Genomic DNA, 22,546 nt, shown 5'->3' with positions numbered 1-22,546 from the left:
AAATTGGGTAGCGGCAGGCAAGATGCAAACGGATAACGTGTTAACCGCTTTGTTCCGCATACTCGGAGCAACAACTACTGCATCAGGACCACTGGTAGCTGCGCACGAAGGCGGCGGCGGCGTGCAGATCAGGGTAGAGCACCCGGTCCCGGCTCACGAAATTGACCTGCTCTCGGAAAGCTGCCACTACCTGTTCCAGCGCCTCGGAGCTGCGGGCGGGGCGGCGGAAGGCCAGCGCCTGGGCTGCGTTCAGCAACTCGATACCCAGCACCTGCTCTACGTTCTGGACCACGCGGAGAGCCTTAGTAGCCGCGTTGGAGCCCATGCTCACGTGGTCTTCCTGGCCGTTGCTGCTCACAATGCTGTCTACTGATGCCGGGGTGCAGAGCTGTTTGTTTTGGCTCACAATACCAGCGGCGGTGTATTGCGGAATCATGAATCCGGAATTGAGGCCGGGCTCGGCTACCAGGAAAGGTGGCAACCCGCGCTGCCCGCTGATGAGCTGGTACACCCGCCGCTCCGAAATACTCCCGATTTCGGCTGTGGCAATGGCCAGCATGTCCAGGGCTAGGGCCAGCGGCTGCCCGTGAAAGTTGCCGCCGCTCAGGATCAGGTCGTCGTCGGGGAAAAGGTTGGGGTTGTCGGTGACGGCATTGCACTCGGTTTCTATCACCTGCTCCACATAAGCCAAGGCGTCGCGGGAGGCGCCGTGCACCTGCGGCATGCACCGGAAAGAGTAAGGGTCCTGCACGGCGGTTTTGGGCTGCTGCTGCAGTTCTGAACCAACAAGTTGCTCCCGAATACGGCGTGCTACCGTCAGTTGGCCGGCATGGGGCCGGATGCGGTGCAGGCGCTCATCAAACGGTTCGGCACGGCCATCAAACGCCTCCAATGACAGGGCCCCGATAACGTCGGCGGCATTCAACAGGCGGCGCGTGCGTAGCAGCTCGTGCACGGCATAAGCCAGCATAAACTGCGTGCCGTTCAGCAGCGCCAATCCTTCCTTAGCCTCCAGCGTGAGTGGCTCCCAGCTGAACAGGCTAAGTGCGTCGGCAGCGGCCAGGCGGTAGCCCTGGTAGTTTACCTCGCCCAAGCCCAGCAGCGGTAAGCACAGATGCGCCAGCGGAGCCAGGTCGCCGCTGGCCCCCAACGAGCCTTGCTGGTACACCACCGGCAGCATGTCGCGGTTGTACATGTCCAGCAGGCGCTGCACGGTAGCCAGTTGCACACCGCTGTGGCCGTAGCTCAGACTCTGAGCCTTCAGCAGCAACATGGTTTTCACGATGTCGGAGGGCACTTCCTCGCCTGTGCCGCAAGCGTGCGACATCATCAGGTTGGTCTGGAGCTGGCCCCGGTCTTCGGGCGAAATGCTTTTGTCGCAGAGCGAGCCAAACCCGGTATTGATGCCATACACTGGCGCATCGGAGTGCTCTAGCCGGTTGTGCAGGTAGGAGTGGCAGTGCTCGATGCGCTGGCGGGCTTCGGCGGAAAGGGTGAGGCGGGTTTCCTGCCCCAGCAGCTGGGCCAAGGTGTCAAGGCTCAGGTGGGAGGAAGGCGTGAGGGCGTACTCGTGGGACATGGGGTGGAATACAGGATGGGCGGCGGGTGGTGCCGGGGTGTAATCCCAAAAGTCCGTTTTTTCCTGCCGAACAAAAAATAGAAGGTCCGGCTTTGCCAAAGCAAAGCCGGACCTTCATCTGTAGAAGCCTTTTACTTCGTCAATTCGGCCAGCACCTCGGCCAGGGTGAGCGTCTGCTCGTGGCCGGTGCTCATGGTTTTGAGCTTGAATTGGCCGACGGCACGCTCTTCGGAGCCCTGCAATAGCACAAACGGAATGCCTTTGGCATCGGCGTACTTAAACTGCCGGCCCAGCTTGCCTGTTTCCGGATACAGCTCGCTGGAAATGCCAGTTTCGCGCAGTTGGCGCAGCACGGAAAGCATAGTCCGTTCGCCTTCCTCGTCAAAGTTGGCCACGAGGCAGCGCGTGGTAGTAGCGGCATTGGGCGGGAACAGGTTCAACTCCTCCAGGCAGTCGTAGAGCCGGTCTACACCGAACGAGAAGCCTACGCCTGACACGCCCGGTAGCCCGAATGCGCCCGTGAGGTTATCGTAGCGGCCGCCGCCGCTCACGCTGCTCATGTTCACGTTGTTGATCTTGATTTCGAAGATGCAGCCGGTGTAGTAGCTCAGGCCGCGGGCCAGCGTCACATCAAAATCTAGGTTTTCGAACTTATCGAAGCCGAAGTCGCGCAGGTAGTCCAGCACGCGTTTCAGGTCCTGCAGGCCTTTGTAGCCGTCGGCGGTGGCATTGTCGGCATCTACGCCGGCCGTCACGAAACCGGCTAGCAGGCGCTCCAGCTTCTCCTCGAAGCTACCCTCTACGCCCAGCAAATCGAACAGGCGCACGGTAGCCTCTTCCGAAAAGCCACGGCCCGCCAGCTCTTTTTCCACTCCATCGCGCCCAATCTTGTCGAGCTTGTCGATGGCCGTGAACAGGTCTGTTTCGGTGCCTTCGCCGCCCAGCGCCTGATAAATAGCGCCCAGCACGCGGCGGTGGTTAATTTTGATGGTGTGCTCCGTGAGGCCCAGCGCATTTAGCACCTCGCTCATCATCAGCACAATTTCCGCCTCGCAGAGCAGCGAGTCGGTGCCTACCACGTCAGCGTCGCACTGGTAGAACTCGCGGTAGCGGCCGCGCTGGGGCCGGTCGGCGCGCCATACCGGCTGTATCTGGTAGCGTTTGAAGGGGAACGTGAGTGTGCCGCGGTTCATCACCACGTAGCGCGCGAAAGGCACTGTGAGGTCGTAGCGCAGGCCTTTTTCGGCAATTTTGGGCAACACCTTTTTGGGGCCGGCCAGCAGGTCGTCAGGCGTCACTTCCTCCTTGATAACGTCACCCTTCTGCTTTTTCAAAAAGTTGCCCGAGTTCAACACCTTGAACAGCAGCTGGTCGCCTTCTTCGCCGTACTTGCCGGTCAGCACCGACAGGTTTTCGAGCGTAGGCGTTTCAAGCGGAGCGTAGCCGAACTTCTCGAACACGCGACGGATAATGCCGAAAATATAGTTGCGGCGGGCCACTACGGCCGGGCCAAAGTCGCGGGTGCCTTGCGGAATGCTGGGTTTTTGAACGCTCATCAGAAACAATGCGGAATGATGGCGCGAAGGTACAACCAGCAGCTTACTTCGCCTGCCGCACCTGATGCAGCACCGGAGCCGCCAGCGGCGACTTCAGCGGCACCCGCAGTCCGGCGCGGCGCAAAGTGCGCACGGTCCAGTCGTTGCAGGTGCGCAGCGCGTGGTAGCGGCCGGTAGCCCGGAAGAAAAAGTCGTTGGCGGTGTAGCCGGCCGCAGTACGCAGGGTGTAGCGGTTCAGGCTGTCTGACTGAAAAGCCGCCTCAATCTGGGCGGTAAGCAACTGGTATTGCGCAGGGGAGATGTGCACCGCTACCACATGAGTGCCGGCTGGTGGCGCGTGACGCAGAAAGCGCACGTGCATGAGCGTAGGCCCCGGCACCAAGGCGCGCAGCACAGTGGCTGGGCCAGGCACCTGTTGGTTGTAGGAGGCCAGGTAAAACTTCTCGCTGCCCCAGCCAAAGGCGGCATACTCGTAGGCATCAAAACGCGAGTGGAAGCTGGAATCGGGCAAATGCCGGAACCAACTAGCCCCCTGTGTGTGCGGCACCTGCAGCGGCACTACCACGTCGGTATGCGTGCCGTTTGAAGCCACGAATACCAAGATACCGTCCGGTGTTTGGCGGAACTGGCGGTTTACGGGGACCAGCGCGCCAGTGCACAAAAAGAGAATCAGGGCAGTGAAAGCAGCAGACATAGCACCTGCAAGATCAGGCACAGCCAGATACTTTGTAGTCTCGGCGGCCGGCTGCCTCTCTCACGCCGCGTTCCGGCCCGTTGGCCTACGCTTCTTCTCACAGGTAATGGCCCTACAAGCTGCCCAAAGGGTGCCGTAGGACCATCAACTACTTCGTTATTTTGTCTATGACCGGACTGCCAGCTTAGGAGCAGGTGGGCAGCTGGTGCGCTGGGCTACTGTCTGGCGCGGGGCCTGCACCCGGGGCTGGCTCGACAACGACTGCAGCGTGAGCGTACCCAATTTCTGGCGGTTGCTCAGAGGCCGAAACGTTACGGCAGGCTGCTGCAGTTGATAGCCAAGCGCCGTCGATTGGATTACGTAGTCGCCGAGGGGAAGAAATTTGAGCTTGAAATTGCCCTCGGCATCAGTCGTGCCTACGGCTGCCAGCCGATGGTCGGCGGCGCGCAGCACTACAATGCTGGTGAAGGGAATCGGCTCTTTGGTGTCGCCGTCGCGCAGGCTGCCTGTTACGGTGCCGTGGCCCAAGGTGTGGGCCGAGAGTTGCAGCACAGCCAGCGAAGCAATGATACCCAGAAGGGAGCGGTTCAGCACGGAATTTTTCATGGCTTTGGAAAGGAAAAAGAAGACAAGGCGCTGCCCGTCGGCTGCTCGGCATGGAGCGGCTCATCTGGCGGGAGCAATGGAAAAAAGGGAGTTGGCAGGCCCGGAGCCCGGCCGGCAGCTAGGCCAGCGGGCAGGGACGATGCCCCGCTACACGGGAGCAGGGAGGCGTTGTTGGGCGGTTGGCCATGCTTGCCGGTCAGGGAAGCGGCCGCCCATCAGCGCGGGGTCGGGGAGAAGCAGAAGTAGCTAGCTGTCTGCTGTGATATGCTGCAACTGCTCGAAAGATGCGGGTAGTTGCCTAAGGGATGCCTGCAGGATAAAAAGAATTTTTAGGCTTTGGCTAAGACAGCCGTTGGAATGGTTATGCCCTAAATCTGCGGGGCTTAGCCTCCGAAGCCGCCACCACCACCCTGAGGCTGGCTTTCAATCTTTTTCGGGGGCTTGGTGGAGCCCAGGTACCAGGAGAAGCCTAGGTAGCCTACCCGCGTTTCCCACTTGTTGTAGTACGTTGCCTGGAAGTTGTTTTCGGCTGCATATACTTCCGTGAGGTTACGCTGCGTGTTAAAAATGTCGCTCACCCGCAACGTGAGGGCCGCCCGGTCGCCGAATAGGCGCTGGCGCAATGCCACTTCCACCGAGCCGACCGGCGCAATCCGGCCCTGCGACGTAATGGCGGCCGCGCGGTAGTTGCCGGTCAGTTGCACATCCAGTTTGGGCGTAGGATTAAAGGTGTTCATCAAGCGGCCCGTGCCCGATAGGGTGCGGCGGCTGGTTTCGTTGCCGGTAGCAGCCGTGACGTTGGTCTGGAACAGCGAGCCGCTGGCCGTCAGGCGCCACCACTTAGCCAGCGGGTGGTTCAGCGAGAGTTCTGCGCCCATGCTGGTAGCCTGCCCAAAGTTGTCGGAGTAGCTGCCCGTAATAACGGCGCCGTTGCCGTAGAGGCGCGTGGCCTCCTCATCCACCCGCGTCAGGCGCTGAATGGCATTGTTGGTCTGGCGGTAAAATAGCGTGGTATTCAGCGAAGTCTGGCCCATTGTCATTTGGTGCCCCAGTTCAAATGCGTTGATGTATTCGGGGCGGAGTGTCGGGTCGCCAATGCGGTAGCTGCGCTGGTCTTGGTAGAGCGGGAAAGCCAGCAGCTGCATGAAACCGGGGCGGTTGAGGCGGCGCGAGTAGCTCAGCTGCACGCGCTGGTCGGCGGTAGAAAGTGTGCGGGCCACAGTGGCCGAAGGGAACAGGTTGAGGTAGCTCAGCCGGAACGGACCCTTGCCGCCCTCTACTTCGCCGCTGGTATTGGTGTATTCAGCCCGCAGGCCGCCCTGGGCACTCCATTTGCCCATTGTCTGCTGGTAGGTGGCATAGCCAGCCTGCTGATACTCTTTGAATGAGTAGGCAAAAGACCGGTCGGCGAGACGTTCGAAGCCGGGCGTATCGGAATACTGGCGCAGGAAGTCGTCGGTACCGTCGTTGAGCATTACCTGGCCCTTCACACCGGCCTCAAAACGGGCCTTTTCGCCAATCGGATGCACATAGTCGGCCTGGTAAGCCGCGGCGTTCAGATCTACATGCAGGTCCTGCTTCCACTCGCGCAAATCTTCTGAGCCAAACGTATTGCGCTGGCCCACTACCACATCGGCGTCGAGGTTGGTGTAGGCAATGTTGGCCGTCAACTCGCGGCCTTTATGGGCTTCCCAGGTGCGGCGGTAGTCCAGCGAAGCGTCCGTGTTGCTCACGTCTTCCGTGACTTTGAAAGCACTGCCAATCCGGTCGGAGCCCTGCGCGCTGCGGATGTCGGCGAGCTGCGTGCCGGTATTGAGGCCGCGGTTCAGGTTAGGCTCCACAGTCAGCGTAATGGTCTGCTCCGGCGAAATAGTGTAGTCGAAGCCCAAGCGGCCAGAATGGTTCACGTTGTGGCGCTGGTTCAGGCCATCCTGGTTGATGAGCAGCGTAGTACCTTCCACAGTGCTGGTCTGGTCGGTGCGGGAAGTGCTGCGGTAGCGGTTGTCCTGTAGGTTATACGAGCCAAACCAGTTCATTTTGCCGGCCCGGCGGTTCAGGCTCAGGCTGCCGTTGTATTTGTCGCGGGTGCCCAGCGTAGCCGAGGCCTGCCCGTTCCAGCCATCTTTCTTTTGCTTTTTCAGGATAATGTTGATGACGCCGCCACTGCCGGCCGCATCGTAGCGAGCCGAAGGATTAGTCACGACTTCCACTTTCTCAATAGAGCTGGCCGGAATCTGTTCTAGCCGGTTGCCGCCCGCCCCGCTATTAGCCGATTGGCTGGGCTTCCCATCAATCAGGATGGTGATGTTGGAGCTACCGCGCATGCTCACCGTGCCATCAGGCGCTACGGCCACACTGGGCACGTTTTGCAGCACGTTCACGGCCGTGCCACCCACGCTGCTCAGGTCCTTTTCCACGTTGATGACTTTCTTGTCCAAGCTTTCTTCTACGGCAGCCCGCTCGCCGGTGACCGTTACACCTTTGAGTTGGGTAGCCGTTGGGGCCACTTTCAGGGTGCCCAAGCGCAAGGTGGGATTAGCACTGGTGAGAGTAATGGGGCGGCGAAACCCCTGGTAGCCAATAGCCGAAGCCTTTAGCAAGTAGTTGCCCAGTCCAAGCGAGGCTAGCTCAAACGTGCCATTTTCGCCGGTTTGAGCCCCACTCACAAACGTAGAATCCTGAGCGCGGAGCACAATTACGTTGGCAAAGGGCAGAGGCTGGCCGTTGGTCTGGTCGAGCAGCGTACCTGAGACTGAACCGGTGGGCTGCTGGGCCGCGGCAGCCAAAGGAGAGAGCATAGCGAGGAACCCCAGGCCCTGAATGGCCCGGCTGAAAGTCGGAAAGGAAGTCATTGGAAGTGGTGAGTTGGAGTACAAACCAGGCAAAGAGGTGCCGTTCCAGGCGGCCGCGGTTCCGCTGGGAGGCTGTTTGCCAGTAACAAAGGCGCGAAAAGTAGGGGTGCAGCCCAAACGAATTTTGGGGCACCAAACGGCCAAAACACAAGTGGCAGCGGAGAGAAACGGCTGTTTCCGTCGGGCTGCCGGCTCCCGGCCCGGTTGGCGCGGTGGTGTCCGGCTTTCGGCGTGGGCGGCGCTTCGGTGAGAAGCAGGGCCTGCGTCGAAGTACTTATCTAATCAATGACCCAAAGGTAACAGAAGGTACTATGCAACGCAAGGTACTGGGTGAATTATTTTTGTGTTACCCGGTTTTTTCATTGGAGTTAAGGGAGTTGGAGAAGGAGACACTTGCTGGTACTGCCAGCCGGAAAAAGGCTCCTACAGGCTGCGAAGGCCTTTCCTAAGGCTTCAGACTGTCAGATGCAGCAAAAGGCGAAAGGGTAGTCTGGCCCCAAAATTTTATTCGAATATTTTCCTGGCACTATACTCCTAGCTCAACTATAAGTCTGTCGACCAGAGGAGTAATGAACCAGAGGCTCATTTCAGAACACGCTATCAGAGCTGCATTGCCTCCTAGAACGCAGCTACTGCCAACTGCTGAGTATTTCCGAACACAGTGTCCGCATCCGGACAGTATCTGGATGTGTATGTGTACTGATTTGCTGTATAAAATGCTGTATATCAATAGTATGATCTATTGGCATAAACGTTGGCAGACTGTATGGGAATCTTCCTCATTCCTGTACGAAAATGGACAGAGCTATTTCTTCGGCCACCCAAAACCGCCGCAAGTTGCGCCGTTGGTTGCTGCTGTTGGCGGGGCTGGTAGTTGCGGCCGTTGCGTTGCTGGCGTTCCGCTCGGTGCTGCGACCTAGCATACGCCGGGCCCAATTTCTGACTGCAACGGCCGAAATCGGTGACATTGAAGCCTCGCTCACGGCCGCCGGCCTTATCATTCCGGGGCACGAGGCAGTCATTACGAGCCCTATCCAAAGTAGTATTCGGCGAGTGGCCTTGCAAGTGGGCGAGAAGGTGCAACCCGGCCAGACCATTCTGGAGCTGGATAAAGACCTTACCACTACTGCGCTAGCAAAGCTGCAGGACGGCCAGCAGCAAAACCGCAACAAGAACAGCCAGCTTCAGCTCAGTCTCGAAAAAGCCCTCAACGACCTCCGTTCCCAGCAACTGGTGCAGCAGGTGAAAGTGCGTAGCCTGCAGTCAGCGCTGCGCGACGAGCAATATTTGCTGAAAATAGGTGGTGGCACCGCCGAAAGTGTGCGCCAGGCTGAGCTAAACCTGAAAGTGGCCCAATTGGAGTTGCAGCGCCTGCACGAGCAGATCCGCAACCAGCAGGCGGCCAACGCTGCCGATGTGCGCGAATTGGGCTTCACGATGCAGATTCAGGACCGTAGCATTGCGGAGCTAGCCAGCCAGCTAGCTCAGGCCGACATCAGCAGCCAGCAGCCCGGCGTGCTGACGTGGGTGAACGAGGATATAGGAGCCACTGTGCAGCAGGGCGACCCGCTAGCCCGCGTAGCCGACCTTAGCAGCTTTCGGGTGCGGGCTACTATTTCTGACGCGTATGCCGATGCCCTGCACCCAGGCGCGGCCGTAGTAGTGCGCCTCAACGACACCGACCTGCGCGGCACCATCAGCACCGTAAGCCCGGCCGTGGACAAGGGCACGGTTACGTTCTACGCTCGGCTCATCGAAGACCACCACCCGGCCCTGCGCTCCAACCTGCGCGTCGATGTGTTTGTGGTGACCAGTAGCCAGCGCCAGGTGCTGCGTGTGAAGAACGGCGCCTTCTACCAGGGAGGCAAGGAACAGCAGGTATTTGTGCTGCACGATGGCAAGGCGGAGCGCCGGACGGTACGTTTTGGGGAAAGCAACCTCGACTACGTGCAGGTGCTGAGCGGCCTGCGTCTTGGCGACGAAATAGTGGTGAGCGACATGAAGGACTATCTGGGCACGCCCAGCCTCATCATTAAAGAATAGCCTACTATGAAGCGTTTTTGGAGCACCTTGGCACTAGTTGCGGCTGGGTTTTCGGCCGCCGCTCAACAAGAGGTCCTGAGCCTGGAGCAGGTGATTGAGCTGGCGCTGGAGCAGTCGGCGGTGGCAGGGCAGGCCCGCACCTCCCGCGAAACCAGCTACTGGCAGTACCGCACGCACCAGGCAAACTACCGGCCGCAGCTCGCATTGCAGGGGCAGCTACCCAACTACAGCCGCGTGATTACGCCCGTGGTGCAGCCGGATGGCACCTTGCAGTTTCAGGCCGTGCGCCAGAACAACTCTATCCTGGGTATTTCACTTAGCCAGAACATTGGCCCCACGGGGGCGCTGCTGGTGGTCAGCTCAGAAATGCAGCGCTTCGATGATTTCAACCGCAACGCCCGGCTCTACAACAACCAGCCCGTGAACATTGGCCTCACGCAGCCGCTGGGCCGCTACAACCGCCTGCGCTGGGACCGGCGCATCGAGCCGTTGCGCTACCAAGAAAGCCGGCGCCAGTTTGTGCTGGAGCGTGAAACCATTGCCCAGCGCATCACAGAGCTGTATTTTGATGTGCTGCTGCAGCAGGTGAATGCCGAGGTAGCTACCCAGAACGTGCAGGCCAACGAGGAAATGCTGCGTCTTGGCAAAGAGCGGTACCAACTAGGCCGCCTTTCGCAGAGCGACCTGCTGCTCTTGGAACTCAACGTGCTTAGCGCCCGCAAAGCCCTCGGCCAAGCCCGGCTCGATGCTCAGGATGCGGCCTTACGTCTGCAGATCTACACCGGCCAGAACGCCGAAACGCTACGCCTGCGGGTGCCCGATGCCGTGCCATACCTTAGGGCACCCGCCGATGAGGCGCTGGCCCAGGCCCAGCGGAACCGCCCCGAAACGCTGGCCTTCCGCCGCCGCCTGCTGCAGGCTGAAAGCGACGTGGCACTAGCTAAAGGCACTACTGGCTTTCAGGCTACGCTGGTCGCCAACCTAGGCTATGTGAACAGCTCCCGCAGCTTCTGGGACACGTATTATAGTCCGCAAAACCAGCAGCAGGTGAGCTTGGTGTTTTCGTTGCCGCTTGTGGATTGGGGTCGGCAAAAATCGGTGGTAAAAACGGCCGAGGTGACGCGCCGACAGACCGAGCAGAATGTAGCGCAGGAGCAGCGCGTGTTCGAGCAAAGTGTCTTGGTGCAGGCCAGCCAGCTCAGCACCCTTACTGAGCAGCTGGCTCTCACGGCCCAAGCCGATACGCTGGCCCAGCGCCGGTATGGTATTGCCCAGGCCACATACAAAGTTGGTCGCATCAGCCTCACCGACCTCAATATTGCCCTGGCCGAGAAAGACCAGGCCCGCCGCGCCTACATTGCCGCGCTGCGCGCCTGCTGGGTGGCCCACTACCGCCTGCGCGCCCTCACACTCTACGATTTTGAGCATCAACTGCCGCTAGCCGCTGAATAATGTTGGTGCCTGTGTCTGGATAGCCTGCAAGACCGAACACACTGTCCGTTTACGGACATCTTTTGATAAAGCTATAAGTTGTATTATATATTGTAAAATACTCATAATAAACAATTTATGTAATTGGCATGAGGCTTGGCTAGGTACAGCATAGTACTCGTGCCAGCTGGCCGAAAACGGACAATTGCCTTTCCTTTGCCTTTCCCATTCAACCACTGCCCTATGAACTCCAGTACTGCTTCCGCTACTTCGACTGCCGCGCCTCTTGCCCGCCCAGCCACTTGGCAGCCGGTTATTGAGCTGCGCGGTATCGAGAAAGTATATCAGACCAAAACCATCGAAACAGTAGCTCTGAACCACGTCAACCTCATCATCCATAAAGGGGAGTTCGTGTCGGTAATGGGGCCTAGCGGCTGTGGTAAGTCTACGCTGCTCAGCATTATGGGGCTGCTGGACGAGCCGACGGCTGGGGTCGTGGAGATTGAAGGCCGGGCCGTGCAGTCGTATTCCGACCGGGAACTGGCGGCGCTGCGCAACCACAAAATTGGGTTTGTATTCCAGAGCTACCACCTCATCAACGACCTTTCGGTGCTCGATAATGTGGAACTGCCGCTCCTGTACCGGCCTGGTGTGAGTGGCCGGCGGCGGCGCGAGCTGGCCCATGCCGCCCTCGACAAAGTAGGCCTGAGCTCCCGCACTACTCACTTCCCCAGCCAGCTTTCCGGCGGGCAGCGGCAGCGGGTAGCTATAGCGCGGGCTCTGGCCGGGCGTCCGGAACTGATTCTGGCCGACGAGCCCACCGGCAACCTCGACTCGGTGATGGGCGAGGAAATTATGGAACTGCTGCTAACTCTCAACCGGGAGGAAGGCACCACCATTGTGATGGTAACCCACGATGAGTACATGGCCCGTCGCACCGAGCGTCTCATTCGCTTCTTCGACGGCAGCCAAGTCAGCTAAGTCAGGCAAGAAGTAGAAACTCCCCGCTGACGGACATGTCCCTGAGCAGTTTCTGGTCCTCGGTTCCTCCTCTTTCCTTCTCAAATCTTACTTGAAAAACCATGCTTCTCAGCTACCTTAAAATAGCCTGGAAGGTGCTGCTGCGCCGCAAGTTTTTTACTTTCATCAGCCTGTTCGGCATCAGCTTCACCCTGATGATTCTGCTGGTGGTAATGGCGCTGGTAGATCATGTAGTAGGTCCCAACATGCCGGAAAAGCGCCTCAATCGGATGCTGTTCGTGAATACCATCCGGCAGCAGATGGTGGACGACCACGGCTGGATGAACATGCCCGCCAGCATACAATTCGTGGACAGGTACGTGCGCAAGATGAAGACGCCCGAAAAGGTGGGCATCATGTCGAATATCTACAACGCCACAGCTTTTACCAAAGGCGGCCTGTTGCCGCTGGATATTCGCTACACCGATGGCGACTTCTGGCAGATTATGGACTTCGAGTTTTTGGGAGGAAGGGCCTTTACAGGTGCCGAGGTGGCCCAGGCTCAGCATGTGTGCATCGTCAACGAGGCTACTGCCCGTAGTTACTTTGGCACTACACAGGTGGTGGGCCGCACCATCGAAATTGATCTGAAGCGCTACCATATTGCCGGGGTAGTACGCAATGTGTCGGCCGTGCATATTGCTTCGTATTCCGATGTGTGGGTACCCTATACGCTGAGCCCTTCACTGACGCGCGACAACCGCATAAGTGGGGAATTTATGGTCGTGCTGTTGGCTCCATCCGCGGCTGAAACGCCGGCTATGCGCGAGGAATACCGCCAAATGATGCGGCGCGTGGAAATTCCTAACCCCAAGGAAGTACAGGCTCTTTTCTCCTACGCTGACCCCATGCTGGCCACCTTCACCCGGGCGCTGCATATTACACGGGCAGTAAGTGGCAGCGACTCTCAAACGCTGGACGATGATAATGTTGGCGCCTTCTACCTGATCTGTACCGTGCTGGGCTTGCTATTTATGCTGCTGCCTGCTCTGAATCTGGTGAATCTGAACGTGACACGCATTCTGGAGCGCTCCAGCGAGATTGGGGTGCGCAAGGCCTTTGGGGCTACGGGCCGCAACCTAGTGGGGCAGTTTCTGGTGGAAAACGTGGTGCTGGCCGTGGTGGGCGGGCTGCTCGGACTGGCCCTCGCGGCCGGGGCTCTGGCGCTGCTCAATGATGTACACGTGGTGGCCTACGCGCAGTTTAGCCTGAGCTGGCGCGTGTTTGCCTGGGGGCTGCTGCTCACACTGGTCTTCGGGCTAATGAGCGGTGTGTACCCGGCCTGGAAAATGTCGCGCCTCAACCCGGTAGTGGCCCTGCGCGGCAGCGGAGAGCAGAAGTAGCAAGGAGCGGCTGCCTCCGACTCGATGCTTTGGCTTGCTCCCAACAGCACACCCATCACCTCATTCTTCCCGAAAATGCTTCGCCATCTGTTCAAACTAATCTGGAACCGCAAGCGCAACAATCTGCTGCTGGTGTCGGAAATCTTTTTCTCCTTCGTGGTGCTGTTTGGCGTCGGTACCCTGCTTCTCACGTTTGCCAAGTACTACCTCGAGCCGCATGGCTTCGACTACGAGCAGGTGTGGCGCCTCGAAATCAGGGCGGGGCAGAACGAAACCATGCCCCGCGCCCAGCTCGACGACGTGTTGCGCCAGGTGAAGGCTCTGCCGGGTATCCAGCAGGTGGCTCTTACCAGCGGCAACGTGCCGTTCATCTTTAATACCAATACGTCTGCCTTCAGCTACCACGGCCGCAAGTCAGGGCAGTCCAATATCTACGATGCCGACGACCACTACGCCCAGGTGATGAAGCTGCACCTGCGGGAGGGCCGCTGGTTTGCCAAAACCGACGACGGCAGCCACCACCGTCCGGTCGTCATCAGCCAGAATCTGCGGGAAGAGTTGTTTGGCAACGGGCCGGCGCTGGGCAAAATTTTCACTTGGATAGAGCCTGGCCCCAACCCTAACCCCGAAGATGAATTCCAGGTGACAGGTGTGGTAGACGATGTGCGCATGGAAAATGACTTCGGACCGGCGGTGCCTTCTCTCTGGAAGCGCCTCATTCCCTTCGACACTACACGCTGGGAAACGGCCAATGTGGTGGTGCGCGTAGCACCCGGCGAGGGAGGCGAACTACAGGAGAAAATAGCCCGTACGGTGGCCGGCGTCACACGCCAATGGACTACTATGGTGCGCGTGATGGACGAGGACCGCCTGCACAAGCGCCGCTACACCATCGTCCCGGTGGCGGGACTAGCCCTGGTCAGCGTATTTCTGATTGTGAACGTAGCGCTGGGTCTCTTTGGCGTACTGTGGTACAATATCAGCCAGCGCCGGGCCGAAATTGGCTTGCGCCGGGCTATGGGTGCCACCGGCCCGGACATTAGCAGGCAGTTTCTGGGCGAAATGCTGGTCGTAACGACCTTCGGTGTACTGTTGGGCGGGCTGCTGGCCGTGCAGTTTCCGCTACTAAATGCCTTTGAGCTGGCTCCGAAGTTCTATCTGGCGGGCATTGGAGTGGCAGCAGTGGCAGTGTACTGCATCACGGCACTATGCGCGTTTTATCCCAGCCGGCAAGCCGCTGGCATTCATCCGGCCGTGGCCCTGCGCGAAGAGTAGTTTCCGCTACCATTAGGCACAGGCCTGCAACTACCGAAAACTGTCTCTCGCTTTATTTCCCCGCATTTCCGTCCTTCGTGCACTGAGCTATGATACTACTAGTTGACGACGACCTGGCCGTCCGGACCTCGCTGGGACTGTTGCTGAAACAGGCCGGTTACGTTGCGAAAGCCGTGGCTACACCTGAGGAGGCGCTGGATATAGTGCGCACCGCGCCACCAGCCCTGGTGCTAATGGATATGAACTACTCGCTGGAAACCAGTGGCCAGGATGGCCTGCAACTGCTGGCCCAGGTGAAGCAGGTAGCTCCGCAGCTACCCGTTATTCTGATTACGGGTTGGGGTTCCATCACGCTGGCAGTGGAAGGCATCAAGGCCGGGGCAGCCGAATTCGTGACCAAGCCCTGGAACAACGAGGCCCTGCTACAGACCATCCGTACCATCCTGAGCCTGAGCGAGCAGCAGGCCACTGCGGCTCCGGCCGAAGAAACGCAGCTCAGTCGCCGCCAGCTCGACAAACAGTTCAATTTCAGCAACATTGTAGGCCAGGACGCGCGCCTGCTCCAACTACTGCGCAATGTGGGCCAGGTTGCCGCTACTGATGCCTCGGTGCTGATTGAGGGCGAAAGTGGCACCGGCAAGGAGCTGATTGCGGAGGCTGTGCACCAGAACAGCAACCGCCGCCGCCAGCCGTTCGTGAAAGTAAATCTGGGTGGTATTGCCGCCTCGCTGTTTGAGAGTGAGATGTTCGGGCACCGCCGCGGCGCTTTTACCGACGCTAAAACTGACCGGGTGGGACGCTTTGAGCTGGCCAACGGCGGCACTATCTTCTTGGATGAAATAGGGGAGCTGGACCTGTCCTCGCAAGTGAAGCTGCTGCGTGTGCTGCAGGACCGCACCTACGAGGTGCTCGGCGACAGCCGCCCCCGCCGCCTCGATATCCGGGTGATTTGCGCTACTAACCGCAACCTCACTGAGTTGGTGCAGCAAGGGCGCTTCCGCGAAGACCTGTTTTACCGCATCAACCTGATTACGGTGCGCCTGCCCGCCCTGCGCGAGCGGCCCCAGGACATCCCGCTGCTGGTGCAGCATTTCGTGGATGGACTGCGCGCCACTTACAACCGCCCCGCCCTGAAGGTAGGCACCCGCGCCCTGCATTGGCTGCGCGAACTACCACTGCCCGGCAACATCCGGGAGCTGAAAAATCTGGTGGAGCGCGCCGTGCTAGTCTCGGGCAAGGATGAGCTGGGCCCTGAAGATTTCCAGGCGCAGTTCCAGCCCGCTACTCGCACCCCCGAACCCGGCCAACTCCCTGAGCCCGGTACTATCACCCTGGATGAGCTGGAAGCCCAGATGATTCGCCGCTCAATGGAGCACTTTTCCGGCAACGTGAGCCGTGTAGCCAAAGCGTTGGGTCTGAGCCGGGGGGCGCTGTACCGTAGGCTGGAGAAATACGCTATTCCATTTGACGCGGAATAGGAGAAAGGGCTTTCCAGCACGTCATTCCGAGCGAAGCCGAGGAATCTCGCGTGCTGAGATTGTAATGGCAATTCTACTACACTAGCGAGATTCCTCGGCTTCGCTCGGAATGACGTTTTTACTTTCCGCAACAGTCTCATCCTCTACATGTCCCTGCGTACCAAGTTTTTGCTGTTCGTTGTCCTGATTCATGCCGTGCTTATTGTACTGGCGGCGCAGGTAATGCGGACGAATGCGGCGCTGTTTGTGGGGCTGGAGGTGCTGCTGCTTATTAGCATTGTTCTCACGGTGCAGCTATACCGCGGCTTTGTGCGCCCGTTTCAGCTGATTGCGGCCGGCACGGAGGCCATTTGCAGCAAGGACTTCTCCATGAAGTTCGTGCCCGTAGGCCAGCGTGAAATGGACCAGCTGATCGGTGTCTATAACCAGATGATTGATGAGCTGCGGCAGGAACGCGTGACGCAACACGAGAAAAGCTATTTGCTGGAACGTCTCATCCAGGCCTCGCCGGCGGGCATTCTGCTGCTCAACTTCGAGGGCCAGATGGAGGCCGTAAACCCCGCCGCTGAGCGGTTCCTGGGCCAACCGGCCGGAACGCTGCTGGGCCAGCGGCCTGCCGATCTGCCCGGTGAGTGGGGCGCGGCGCTGGGTACCTTGCGCGAGGGACAGCCACAGGTAGTACAGCTTTCCGGCATTCAGACCTACCGGGCGCACTGCTCGCACTTCGTGGACCGGGGTTTTACGCGCAACTTCATATTGCTGGAAGAACTGACGCAGGACCTGATCCGGCAGGAAAAGCAGGCTTACGAGAAGCTAATCCGGATGATGTCGCACGAAATCAACAACTCCATCGGCGCCATCAATTCTATTCTGCAGTCATTCGGGCACTACACGCCTCAACTAGCCCCCACCGACCAACCCGATTTTCAGGAGGCGCTGGACGTATCTATTGCCCGCAACACGCACCTGGCCAACTTCATTGCCAATTTCGCCAATCTGGTGCGCCTGCCGCCACCCAACCGCCAGCCTACTGATGTGCATGAGCTGCTGCATGGCATGCAGCGCCTGATGCAGGTGCAGGTCGAGCGCCGCCACGTGCGCTGGCACTGGCAGCTGGCGCCCACGCCCCTCCGCGCCGACCTAGACCGGCAGCAGCTGGAGCAGGCTCTGCTCAACATCGTGAAAAATGCGCTGGAGGCCATCGGCGAAAATGGCAACCTCACCATTCGCACCACGCTCAGCCCGCCCGCGCTGCACATCGAAAACGACGGCCCCGGCATCCTACCCGAGGTGCAGCGCCGCTTGTTCACGCCCTTCTTCAGCACCAAGCGCGACGGTCAGGGCATTGGCCTTACCCTCATCCGCGACATTCTGCTGCAACACAACCTGCGCTTCAGCCTCGAAACCCAGGAAAACGGCCGTACCGCGTTTAGCATCTGGTTTTAGTCGTAGTTATTTTGTGTGTACTCATATCCCGAAAGCAATCTGTCATCCTGAGCAAAGCGAAGGACCTTATCACGCAAGAACATCAGGCGTGATAAGGTCCTTCGCTTTGCTCAGGATGACAGAAATGAAGGGCGCGGCTGATTGATGAAATAGTCTACTTCTTCACTGGTGGCTTGCGGGCTGGCGCTGGTTTGCTAGCGGGAGCAGCGGCGCCTTCCGGTACTACTTGGCCGTTGCGGAAAGTCTTTTTGTCCTGCACCGTTTTGCCGTCGGGCCCGAAGTAGTTCCATACCCCCGACTCCTTGCCGTTGCGGTAGAAACCGGTGACTTCCGGGGTGCCGTCTTCGCGGAGCAGACGGTAGTTGCCGGTTTTGAGGCCCTTCACATAGGTGGTTTCCGCTTTCAGCTTGCCCGAAGGGAAAAACTCCTGCCCCAGGCCGGTGGGCTTGCCGTTCTCATAGAGCACTTTGCTGAGCACAGTGCCGGTGGGGGAGTAGGTGAGCATTTCGCCGGTCTGACGACCATTCAGGTAGGTTTTCTGGCTGGCTACCTGCTTGCCACCCGCATGAAACGTGCGCCACACACCCGTTGGCTGGCCGTTCTTGAACTGCTGTTCTTCGCGCACCGTGCCATCTTCGAAGTACGAAGTTGTTTTTCGGTCACGGGCCTGGTTGGCGTACTCGGTTTTCTGCTGCGGCTTCCCCGATTCGTAAAAATCCTCCTGCGTGCCCGTGAGCACGCCTTGGCGGTAGGTCATCTTGCTTTTGAGCGCACCACTTTCGTAGTACGATTTGGCAGGGCCTTCTAGGTTGGAGGTGCCGCCGGCCATGCTGCGGGCCTGCTTGGTGAGGTCGTCGCCGAGCGGGTTTTTCACGGCGCGCCCCGTGAAGGTGGAGGCCACGTAGTTGCCTTCGGTCTGGAGCTTGCCGGAGCGGTAGTAGCTGCGGTAGCTGCCCTTGCCCGACTTATCGGCCAGCACTTCGGTTTCTACCTGGCCGTTGTCGTAGTACGTTTTGTAGGGGCCGGCCAGCAAGCCACGGCTGTAAGTGGCTTCGCTCTGGAGCTGGCCGTTTTCGTAGTAGGTTTTCACCGGGCCATTGGCCTGCCCGTTCTGATAGGTGATTTCGACTTTGGTTTTACCCGACGGGTACAGCTCTTTCACGGCGCCGGCCGGCTGACCGGCCGCGAGGGTGGTTTCCAGCTTCACCTCGCCGTTGGGGTGATAGTAGCGCAGGTAGCCGCTGGGCTGGTCGTTTTCGTAGCTGCCTTCCTGGGCCAGCTTGCCGGAGTCGTAGTAAGTCTTGAAGGGGCCCTGGCGCACACCCTGCTGGTAGGTCACTTCCAGCCGGCGCTGCCCGTTCGGGTGAAACTCCACGTACGCTGAGTCGCGCTTGCCGCCCGCAAAACGGGTCTGGGCCTCCAGCCGGCCGGAGCGGTAGAACCGTTTGTACGGACCTTCCATCACCGTGTCGCCGGCCACTACGGCTGAGTAGACTTCGCGCTTACGAGTGTTGGTAGAGTCGTAGTAAGTAGTAAAGCGCCGCAGTTTCTGGGCCTGAGCCGAGGTGGCAGTCAGAAGCAGCAGGGCAAAAGCAATTCGTTTCATAGGCGCAAGAACGAGGGAAATGCCAAAGTAATTTCACGCAGAGCCGAAGGTCATAGCAGACGACTACCTAGAGCCTCCTGCAGAAGTAGCCCGGCGCGAAAGACAAAAGTCCTGCCGCAAAAACTGCGGCAGGACTTTCACTACTTCATTAGAGGCACTAGCTTAGAGCTTTTCCAGCACAATGCTGCTGGCTCCGCCGCCACCGTTGCAGATGCCGGTTACGCCGATTTTGCCGCCTTCATTTTCCAGCACGTTCAGCAGCGTCGTTACGATGCGCGCGCCGGAGGCTCCCAGCGGGTGGCCCAGGCTCACAGCTCCGCCGTACACGTTCACCTTCGTTCCTTCTAGGTTCAGCAGCTTGTTGTTAGCCAGCGAAACCACCGAGAAAGCCTCATTGATTTCGTAGAAATCAACCTCTGAGGCTTCTACACCAGCGTTTTTCAACGCCTTCGGAATAGCCAACGAAGGTGTCGTGGTGAACCACTCGGGCGCCTGCTCAGCGTCGGCGAAGCCACGGATACGGGCCAGCGGCTTAATGCCCAGCTCGTCGGCTTTTTCGCGGCTCATCAGCAGTACGGCGGCCGCGCCATCGTTCAGCGTGGAGGCGTTGGCGGCCGTTACGGAGCCTTCCTTGGTGAAGGCCGGCTTCAGTCCCGCAAACTTGCTGAAGTCGACTTTGGTGTACTCCTCGTCGTCGCTGACAACGGTTTCTTTGCCGCGCACGGTGATAGTAACCGGGATGATTTCGTCTTTCTTCTTGCCAGCTTTGGCAGCAGCGGCACTCCGCTCGTAGCTCTGCTGGGCAAAAGCGTCTTGGTCTTGGCGGGTGATGCCGTAATGAGCAGCCGTGGCGTCGGCGGCGTTGCCCATAGCGTAGTCGTGGTACGGGTCCCAGAGGCCATCCTTCATCAGGCCGTCAATCATCTGGCCGTGGCCGTATTTAGCGCCGAAACGGGCTTTGTCGAGGTAATATGGCACGTTTGACATGCTTTCCATGCCGCCGGCCAGAATCACATCGGCCTGACCCAGCATAATAGCCTGGGCACCAAACATGATGGCCTTGGAGCCCGACGCGCATACTTTATTAACGGTCGTGCACTCCACAGTATCGGGCAGGCCGGCTTTCTTAGCTGCTTGGCGGGCCGGGGCTTGGCCCAGATTGGCCGAAATAACGTTGCCCATAATCACCTGCTGCACCTCTTTGCCGTCAACGCCGGCTTTCTCCAGCGCACCTTTCAGAGCAATGGCTCCCAACTCGACAGCCGACAGAGAGGCTAAGCTACCGCCAAACGAACCGATAGGCGTGCGTACCGCAGCGACAATTACTACTTCTTTGATTTGCATAAAACGCGGGGTGGGGAATTGGTTGGAATGTGTCGTAAAGGTAGCAACTATGGAGAATGAGGCAGGCTGGCTCGAAACATTCGGGTTTCAGGCAGTGCGAATAGCTAGCCTACAATGTCTACCAAGCTGGCTTGCCGGAATCAGGTTTGCTGGAACTGGAGCGTGGTAGCTGCTGAATGTACTGCTGCTCGGCTGCGCCCAGCGCTTCCAGCACCTGCCGGGCCTGGCCGCTGCTTAGGTTCATTTGTTGCAGGCGGGCCCGTTGCGTCTGTAGTTGCGCATCGTCGAGTGCTGCGGCCTCCGTGCCATCCTGCCGGCTGGCGCTGTTGGCAGCTTCAGAGCCGTTAGATTGGCTGCTCAGGCCGCGCGTAGTGCCGGGCTCTGTGCCCTGGGCTACATTTCGCTGGGCACCTTGTCCCGGCTGAAAATTGCCATTGGCGGTGCTTCCAGCCTGATCAGAAGGGCGGTTGGGGTCTTGTTGGCCCTGTTGGTCGGGGCGAGGTTGCGGCGCATTGCGCGGGTCTTGGCGCTGGCTGGGGTCGTTCAGTTGGCCCTGCTGCTCCTGGCCGGCACGGGGCTGGGGCTGGCGAGACTGGCTTTGGTCGTTGTCGGGCTGACCGTCCGTGCTGGGTGGAGATGTATCGGTGGCCGGTGGCGGTATATCGGGATTTTGCTGCCGACGATTCAGATAGTCACTGAGAACCTCGTAGTTGTAGCGGGCAACCGAATTAGCCGGATTGGCTTGTAATGCTTGGCGCAGCAGGCTCAGTGCCTGCGCATAATCACCTTTGCGGGTTGCCAGCACGGCTAGCTGCTGCTGGGCTACGCTGCGCAGAGCGGCCGTACGGCTAGTGAGCAAGCGCCCGTAAGCGGCTCGGGCTTCAGCGGGCATATTTGCCTGAATGCTGGCGTGTCCTAGGTTAAGTAACACTGCCTCATCCCGGACACCATATTGTTGTACGGCTGCTTTATAGAGGCGAGTTGCCGCTGCAAAATCCTGTTTCTTATAGGCCCGTTCTGCTTCTAGTACCGCTTGGTTACGGTCATGGATGCGGGTGAGGCTGCCCCAACCGCTGAGAATCGCCACTAGTAAGATTGCCAGAAACCTCATAGTTTAATAACACGCACGGTCAGAAGTATATCCAGCGCCATGAGAAGTAGCGCCAGCGCCAGTGGGTATCGGTAGCGGTTGTCGGCTACCGATACGGTTCGGACTTGTTCCGTTTGGCCTTCCAACCGGTTCAGAGCATTCACCAGCAGTGGAAACTCATCTCGCCGGTCTGACAACTCGAAATAGCGGCCGCCGGTTTGTTCTGCTAAGCGTTGGAGTGGGGTAGGAGCCAGGCGGGTCACAGCATCACGCCCACGCGCATCGCGCACATAGCCTCCCTTGGCACGGGGCAGGCGCGCGCCATCCAGCGTACCAACCCCGAGCGCAAAGAGCCGCACGCCGGAACGGGCCAGTACACGTAGTGTGGGCTCCAGGTTCTCCCCAAAATCTTCGCCGTCGCTCACCAATACCAAGGCAGTGGCGCGTGGCGTAGCCGTTGGGGGAAGTTTTTCCAGTCGGCTCATCACCAGTTCCAGCGGTGGTGTCAGGTCGGTAGTGCCCGCCGGAACTAGGTTTGTTTGCAGCGTGCTCAGGAATAGTTGCAGGGCGCTCTGGTCGTAGGTGAGGGGGCACTGCACGTAGGCTTCAGCGGCGAATACAATGAGGCCTATTCGGTCGGCCTGAAAGCGGCTGACCAGCGTTGCCAGTTCTGCCTTGGCCTTTTGCAGGCGGGTAGGAGCAATATCCGGCGCATCCATGGAGCGCGAGAGGTCAACCAGCAGCCACACGTCCTTGCCCGTTGTGCGCACAGGGCGGCGGGTAAGGCCATAGGCTGGCCCCAACAGTGCCATGCCCAGCAACCCGAAATAGAGCATCCGCAGCACCAGTTTTAGGCTCAGGCGCCAGCCCTGCTGGCCCAGCGGGGCCGCCAGTCGGCGTGTGCGCAGAATAAATCCGAGGTACAGCGCAAAAAAAATACCGACAGCCAGACCCTCTTTCCACGTTATGGAGTACGCCCAGTTCAGCACAGCAAAATGAAAGGCAACGGAATGAATGTCATACAAGAAGCGGTTTCAAACCCGCTCTGATTCCGGACAAATATAGGGGGGCGGCTTCCCGTTTTAGTCGCCTTTACAGGGGCCAAGGTGAAGATATTTTTTTTGAAAAAGGGTTGTTTATCGGTTCTCCTTGTATATTTGCGCACTCTTCAGCCGGAAGAGAC

The 22,546-nt window shown here is 59.1% G+C and carries 16 protein-coding genes; 7 read left to right on the top strand and 9 right to left on the bottom strand.

The window, feature by feature from the left end:
• Positions 1-82 precede the first annotated feature (82 nt).
• The 5 genes from hutH to H4317_RS11335 all read right to left on the bottom strand — a co-directional run bounded on the left by hutH (position 83) and on the right by H4317_RS11335 (position 7,287).
• Positions 83-1,579, bottom strand: coding sequence for a histidine ammonia-lyase (gene hutH / locus H4317_RS11355; protein ID WP_185886718.1), 1,497 nt, complete (start codon positions 1,577-1,579; stop codon positions 83-85).
• Positions 1,580-1,710: 131 nt separating this feature from the next.
• On the bottom strand, positions 1,711-3,135 hold the full coding sequence (gene hisS / locus H4317_RS11350; RefSeq protein WP_185886717.1) for a histidine--tRNA ligase: 1,425 nt from the start codon (positions 3,133-3,135) through the stop codon (positions 1,711-1,713).
• Between the two features lie 43 nt (positions 3,136-3,178).
• A complete protein-coding gene (locus tag H4317_RS11345) occupies positions 3,179-3,829 on the bottom strand; it encodes a DUF2459 domain-containing protein (RefSeq protein ID WP_185886716.1) in 651 nt (216 codons plus the stop codon).
• A 165-nt stretch (positions 3,830-3,994) separates the two neighbouring features.
• Positions 3,995-4,435: a carboxypeptidase regulatory-like domain-containing protein gene (locus H4317_RS11340; RefSeq protein WP_185886715.1), complete on the bottom strand. Its 441-nt coding sequence runs from the start codon at positions 4,433-4,435 to the stop codon at positions 3,995-3,997.
• 383 nt (positions 4,436-4,818) lie between these two features.
• Positions 4,819-7,287 (bottom strand): TonB-dependent receptor, encoded by a 2,469-nt coding sequence (locus H4317_RS11335; RefSeq protein WP_185886714.1) that lies wholly within the window; start codon positions 7,285-7,287, stop codon positions 4,819-4,821.
• A 795-nt stretch (positions 7,288-8,082) separates the two neighbouring features.
• Between H4317_RS11335 and H4317_RS11330 the strand changes: the two genes are divergently transcribed.
• The 7 genes from H4317_RS11330 (at position 8,083) to H4317_RS11300 (ending at position 17,323) form a co-directional block, all read left to right on the top strand.
• Entirely contained in the window at positions 8,083-9,330 is a 1,248-nt protein-coding gene (locus H4317_RS11330; RefSeq protein WP_185886713.1) for an efflux RND transporter periplasmic adaptor subunit, read from the top strand.
• A gap of 6 nt (positions 9,331-9,336) precedes the next feature.
• Positions 9,337-10,782 carry a TolC family protein gene (locus tag H4317_RS11325; protein ID WP_185886712.1) on the top strand — a complete coding sequence of 482 codons (1,446 nt, stop codon included), beginning with the start codon at positions 9,337-9,339 and terminating at the stop codon, positions 10,780-10,782.
• Positions 10,783-11,004: 222 nt separating this feature from the next.
• Positions 11,005-11,742, top strand: coding sequence for an ABC transporter ATP-binding protein (locus tag H4317_RS11320; protein ID WP_185886711.1), 738 nt, complete (start codon positions 11,005-11,007; stop codon positions 11,740-11,742).
• A gap of 101 nt (positions 11,743-11,843) precedes the next feature.
• Positions 11,844-13,124, top strand: coding sequence for an ABC transporter permease (locus H4317_RS11315; protein ID WP_185886710.1), 1,281 nt, complete (start codon positions 11,844-11,846; stop codon positions 13,122-13,124).
• Positions 13,125-13,148: 24 nt separating this feature from the next.
• On the top strand, positions 13,149-14,399 hold the full coding sequence (locus H4317_RS11310) for an ABC transporter permease (RefSeq protein WP_185886709.1): 1,251 nt from the start codon (positions 13,149-13,151) through the stop codon (positions 14,397-14,399).
• Between the two features lie 89 nt (positions 14,400-14,488).
• On the top strand, positions 14,489-15,877 hold the full coding sequence (locus tag H4317_RS11305; protein WP_185886708.1) for a sigma-54-dependent transcriptional regulator: 1,389 nt from the start codon (positions 14,489-14,491) through the stop codon (positions 15,875-15,877).
• Between the two features lie 147 nt (positions 15,878-16,024).
• Positions 16,025-17,323: a sensor histidine kinase gene (locus H4317_RS11300; protein WP_185886707.1), complete on the top strand. Its 1,299-nt coding sequence runs from the start codon at positions 16,025-16,027 to the stop codon at positions 17,321-17,323.
• 154 nt (positions 17,324-17,477) lie between these two features.
• Here H4317_RS11300 and H4317_RS11295 read toward each other — a convergent pair whose 3' ends face one another.
• The 4 genes from H4317_RS11295 to H4317_RS11280 all read right to left on the bottom strand — a co-directional run bounded on the left by H4317_RS11295 (position 17,478) and on the right by H4317_RS11280 (position 22,352).
• The gene (locus H4317_RS11295) at positions 17,478-18,929 is read right to left on the bottom strand and encodes a toxin-antitoxin system YwqK family antitoxin (protein ID WP_185886706.1); all 1,452 of its coding nucleotides are present in this window, start codon (positions 18,927-18,929) and stop codon (positions 17,478-17,480) included.
• A 162-nt stretch (positions 18,930-19,091) separates the two neighbouring features.
• The gene (locus H4317_RS11290; protein ID WP_185886705.1) at positions 19,092-20,273 is read right to left on the bottom strand and encodes an acetyl-CoA C-acyltransferase; all 1,182 of its coding nucleotides are present in this window, start codon (positions 20,271-20,273) and stop codon (positions 19,092-19,094) included.
• 118 nt (positions 20,274-20,391) lie between these two features.
• Complete coding sequence (locus H4317_RS11285; RefSeq protein ID WP_185886704.1) at positions 20,392-21,360, bottom strand: tetratricopeptide repeat protein; 969 nt, start codon at positions 21,358-21,360, stop codon at positions 20,392-20,394.
• Positions 21,361-21,380: 20 nt separating this feature from the next.
• Positions 21,381-22,352 (bottom strand): VWA domain-containing protein, encoded by a 972-nt coding sequence (locus tag H4317_RS11280; RefSeq protein ID WP_185886703.1) that lies wholly within the window; start codon positions 22,350-22,352, stop codon positions 21,381-21,383.
• Positions 22,353-22,546 lie beyond the last annotated feature (194 nt).

Source organism: Hymenobacter sediminicola (genome assembly GCF_014250515.1).
Classification (GTDB): Bacteria; Bacteroidota; Bacteroidia; order Cytophagales; family Hymenobacteraceae; genus Hymenobacter; species Hymenobacter sediminicola.
The sequence above is the reverse complement of the archived record's forward strand: the minus strand, read 5'-3'. Positions and strand labels throughout refer to the sequence as shown.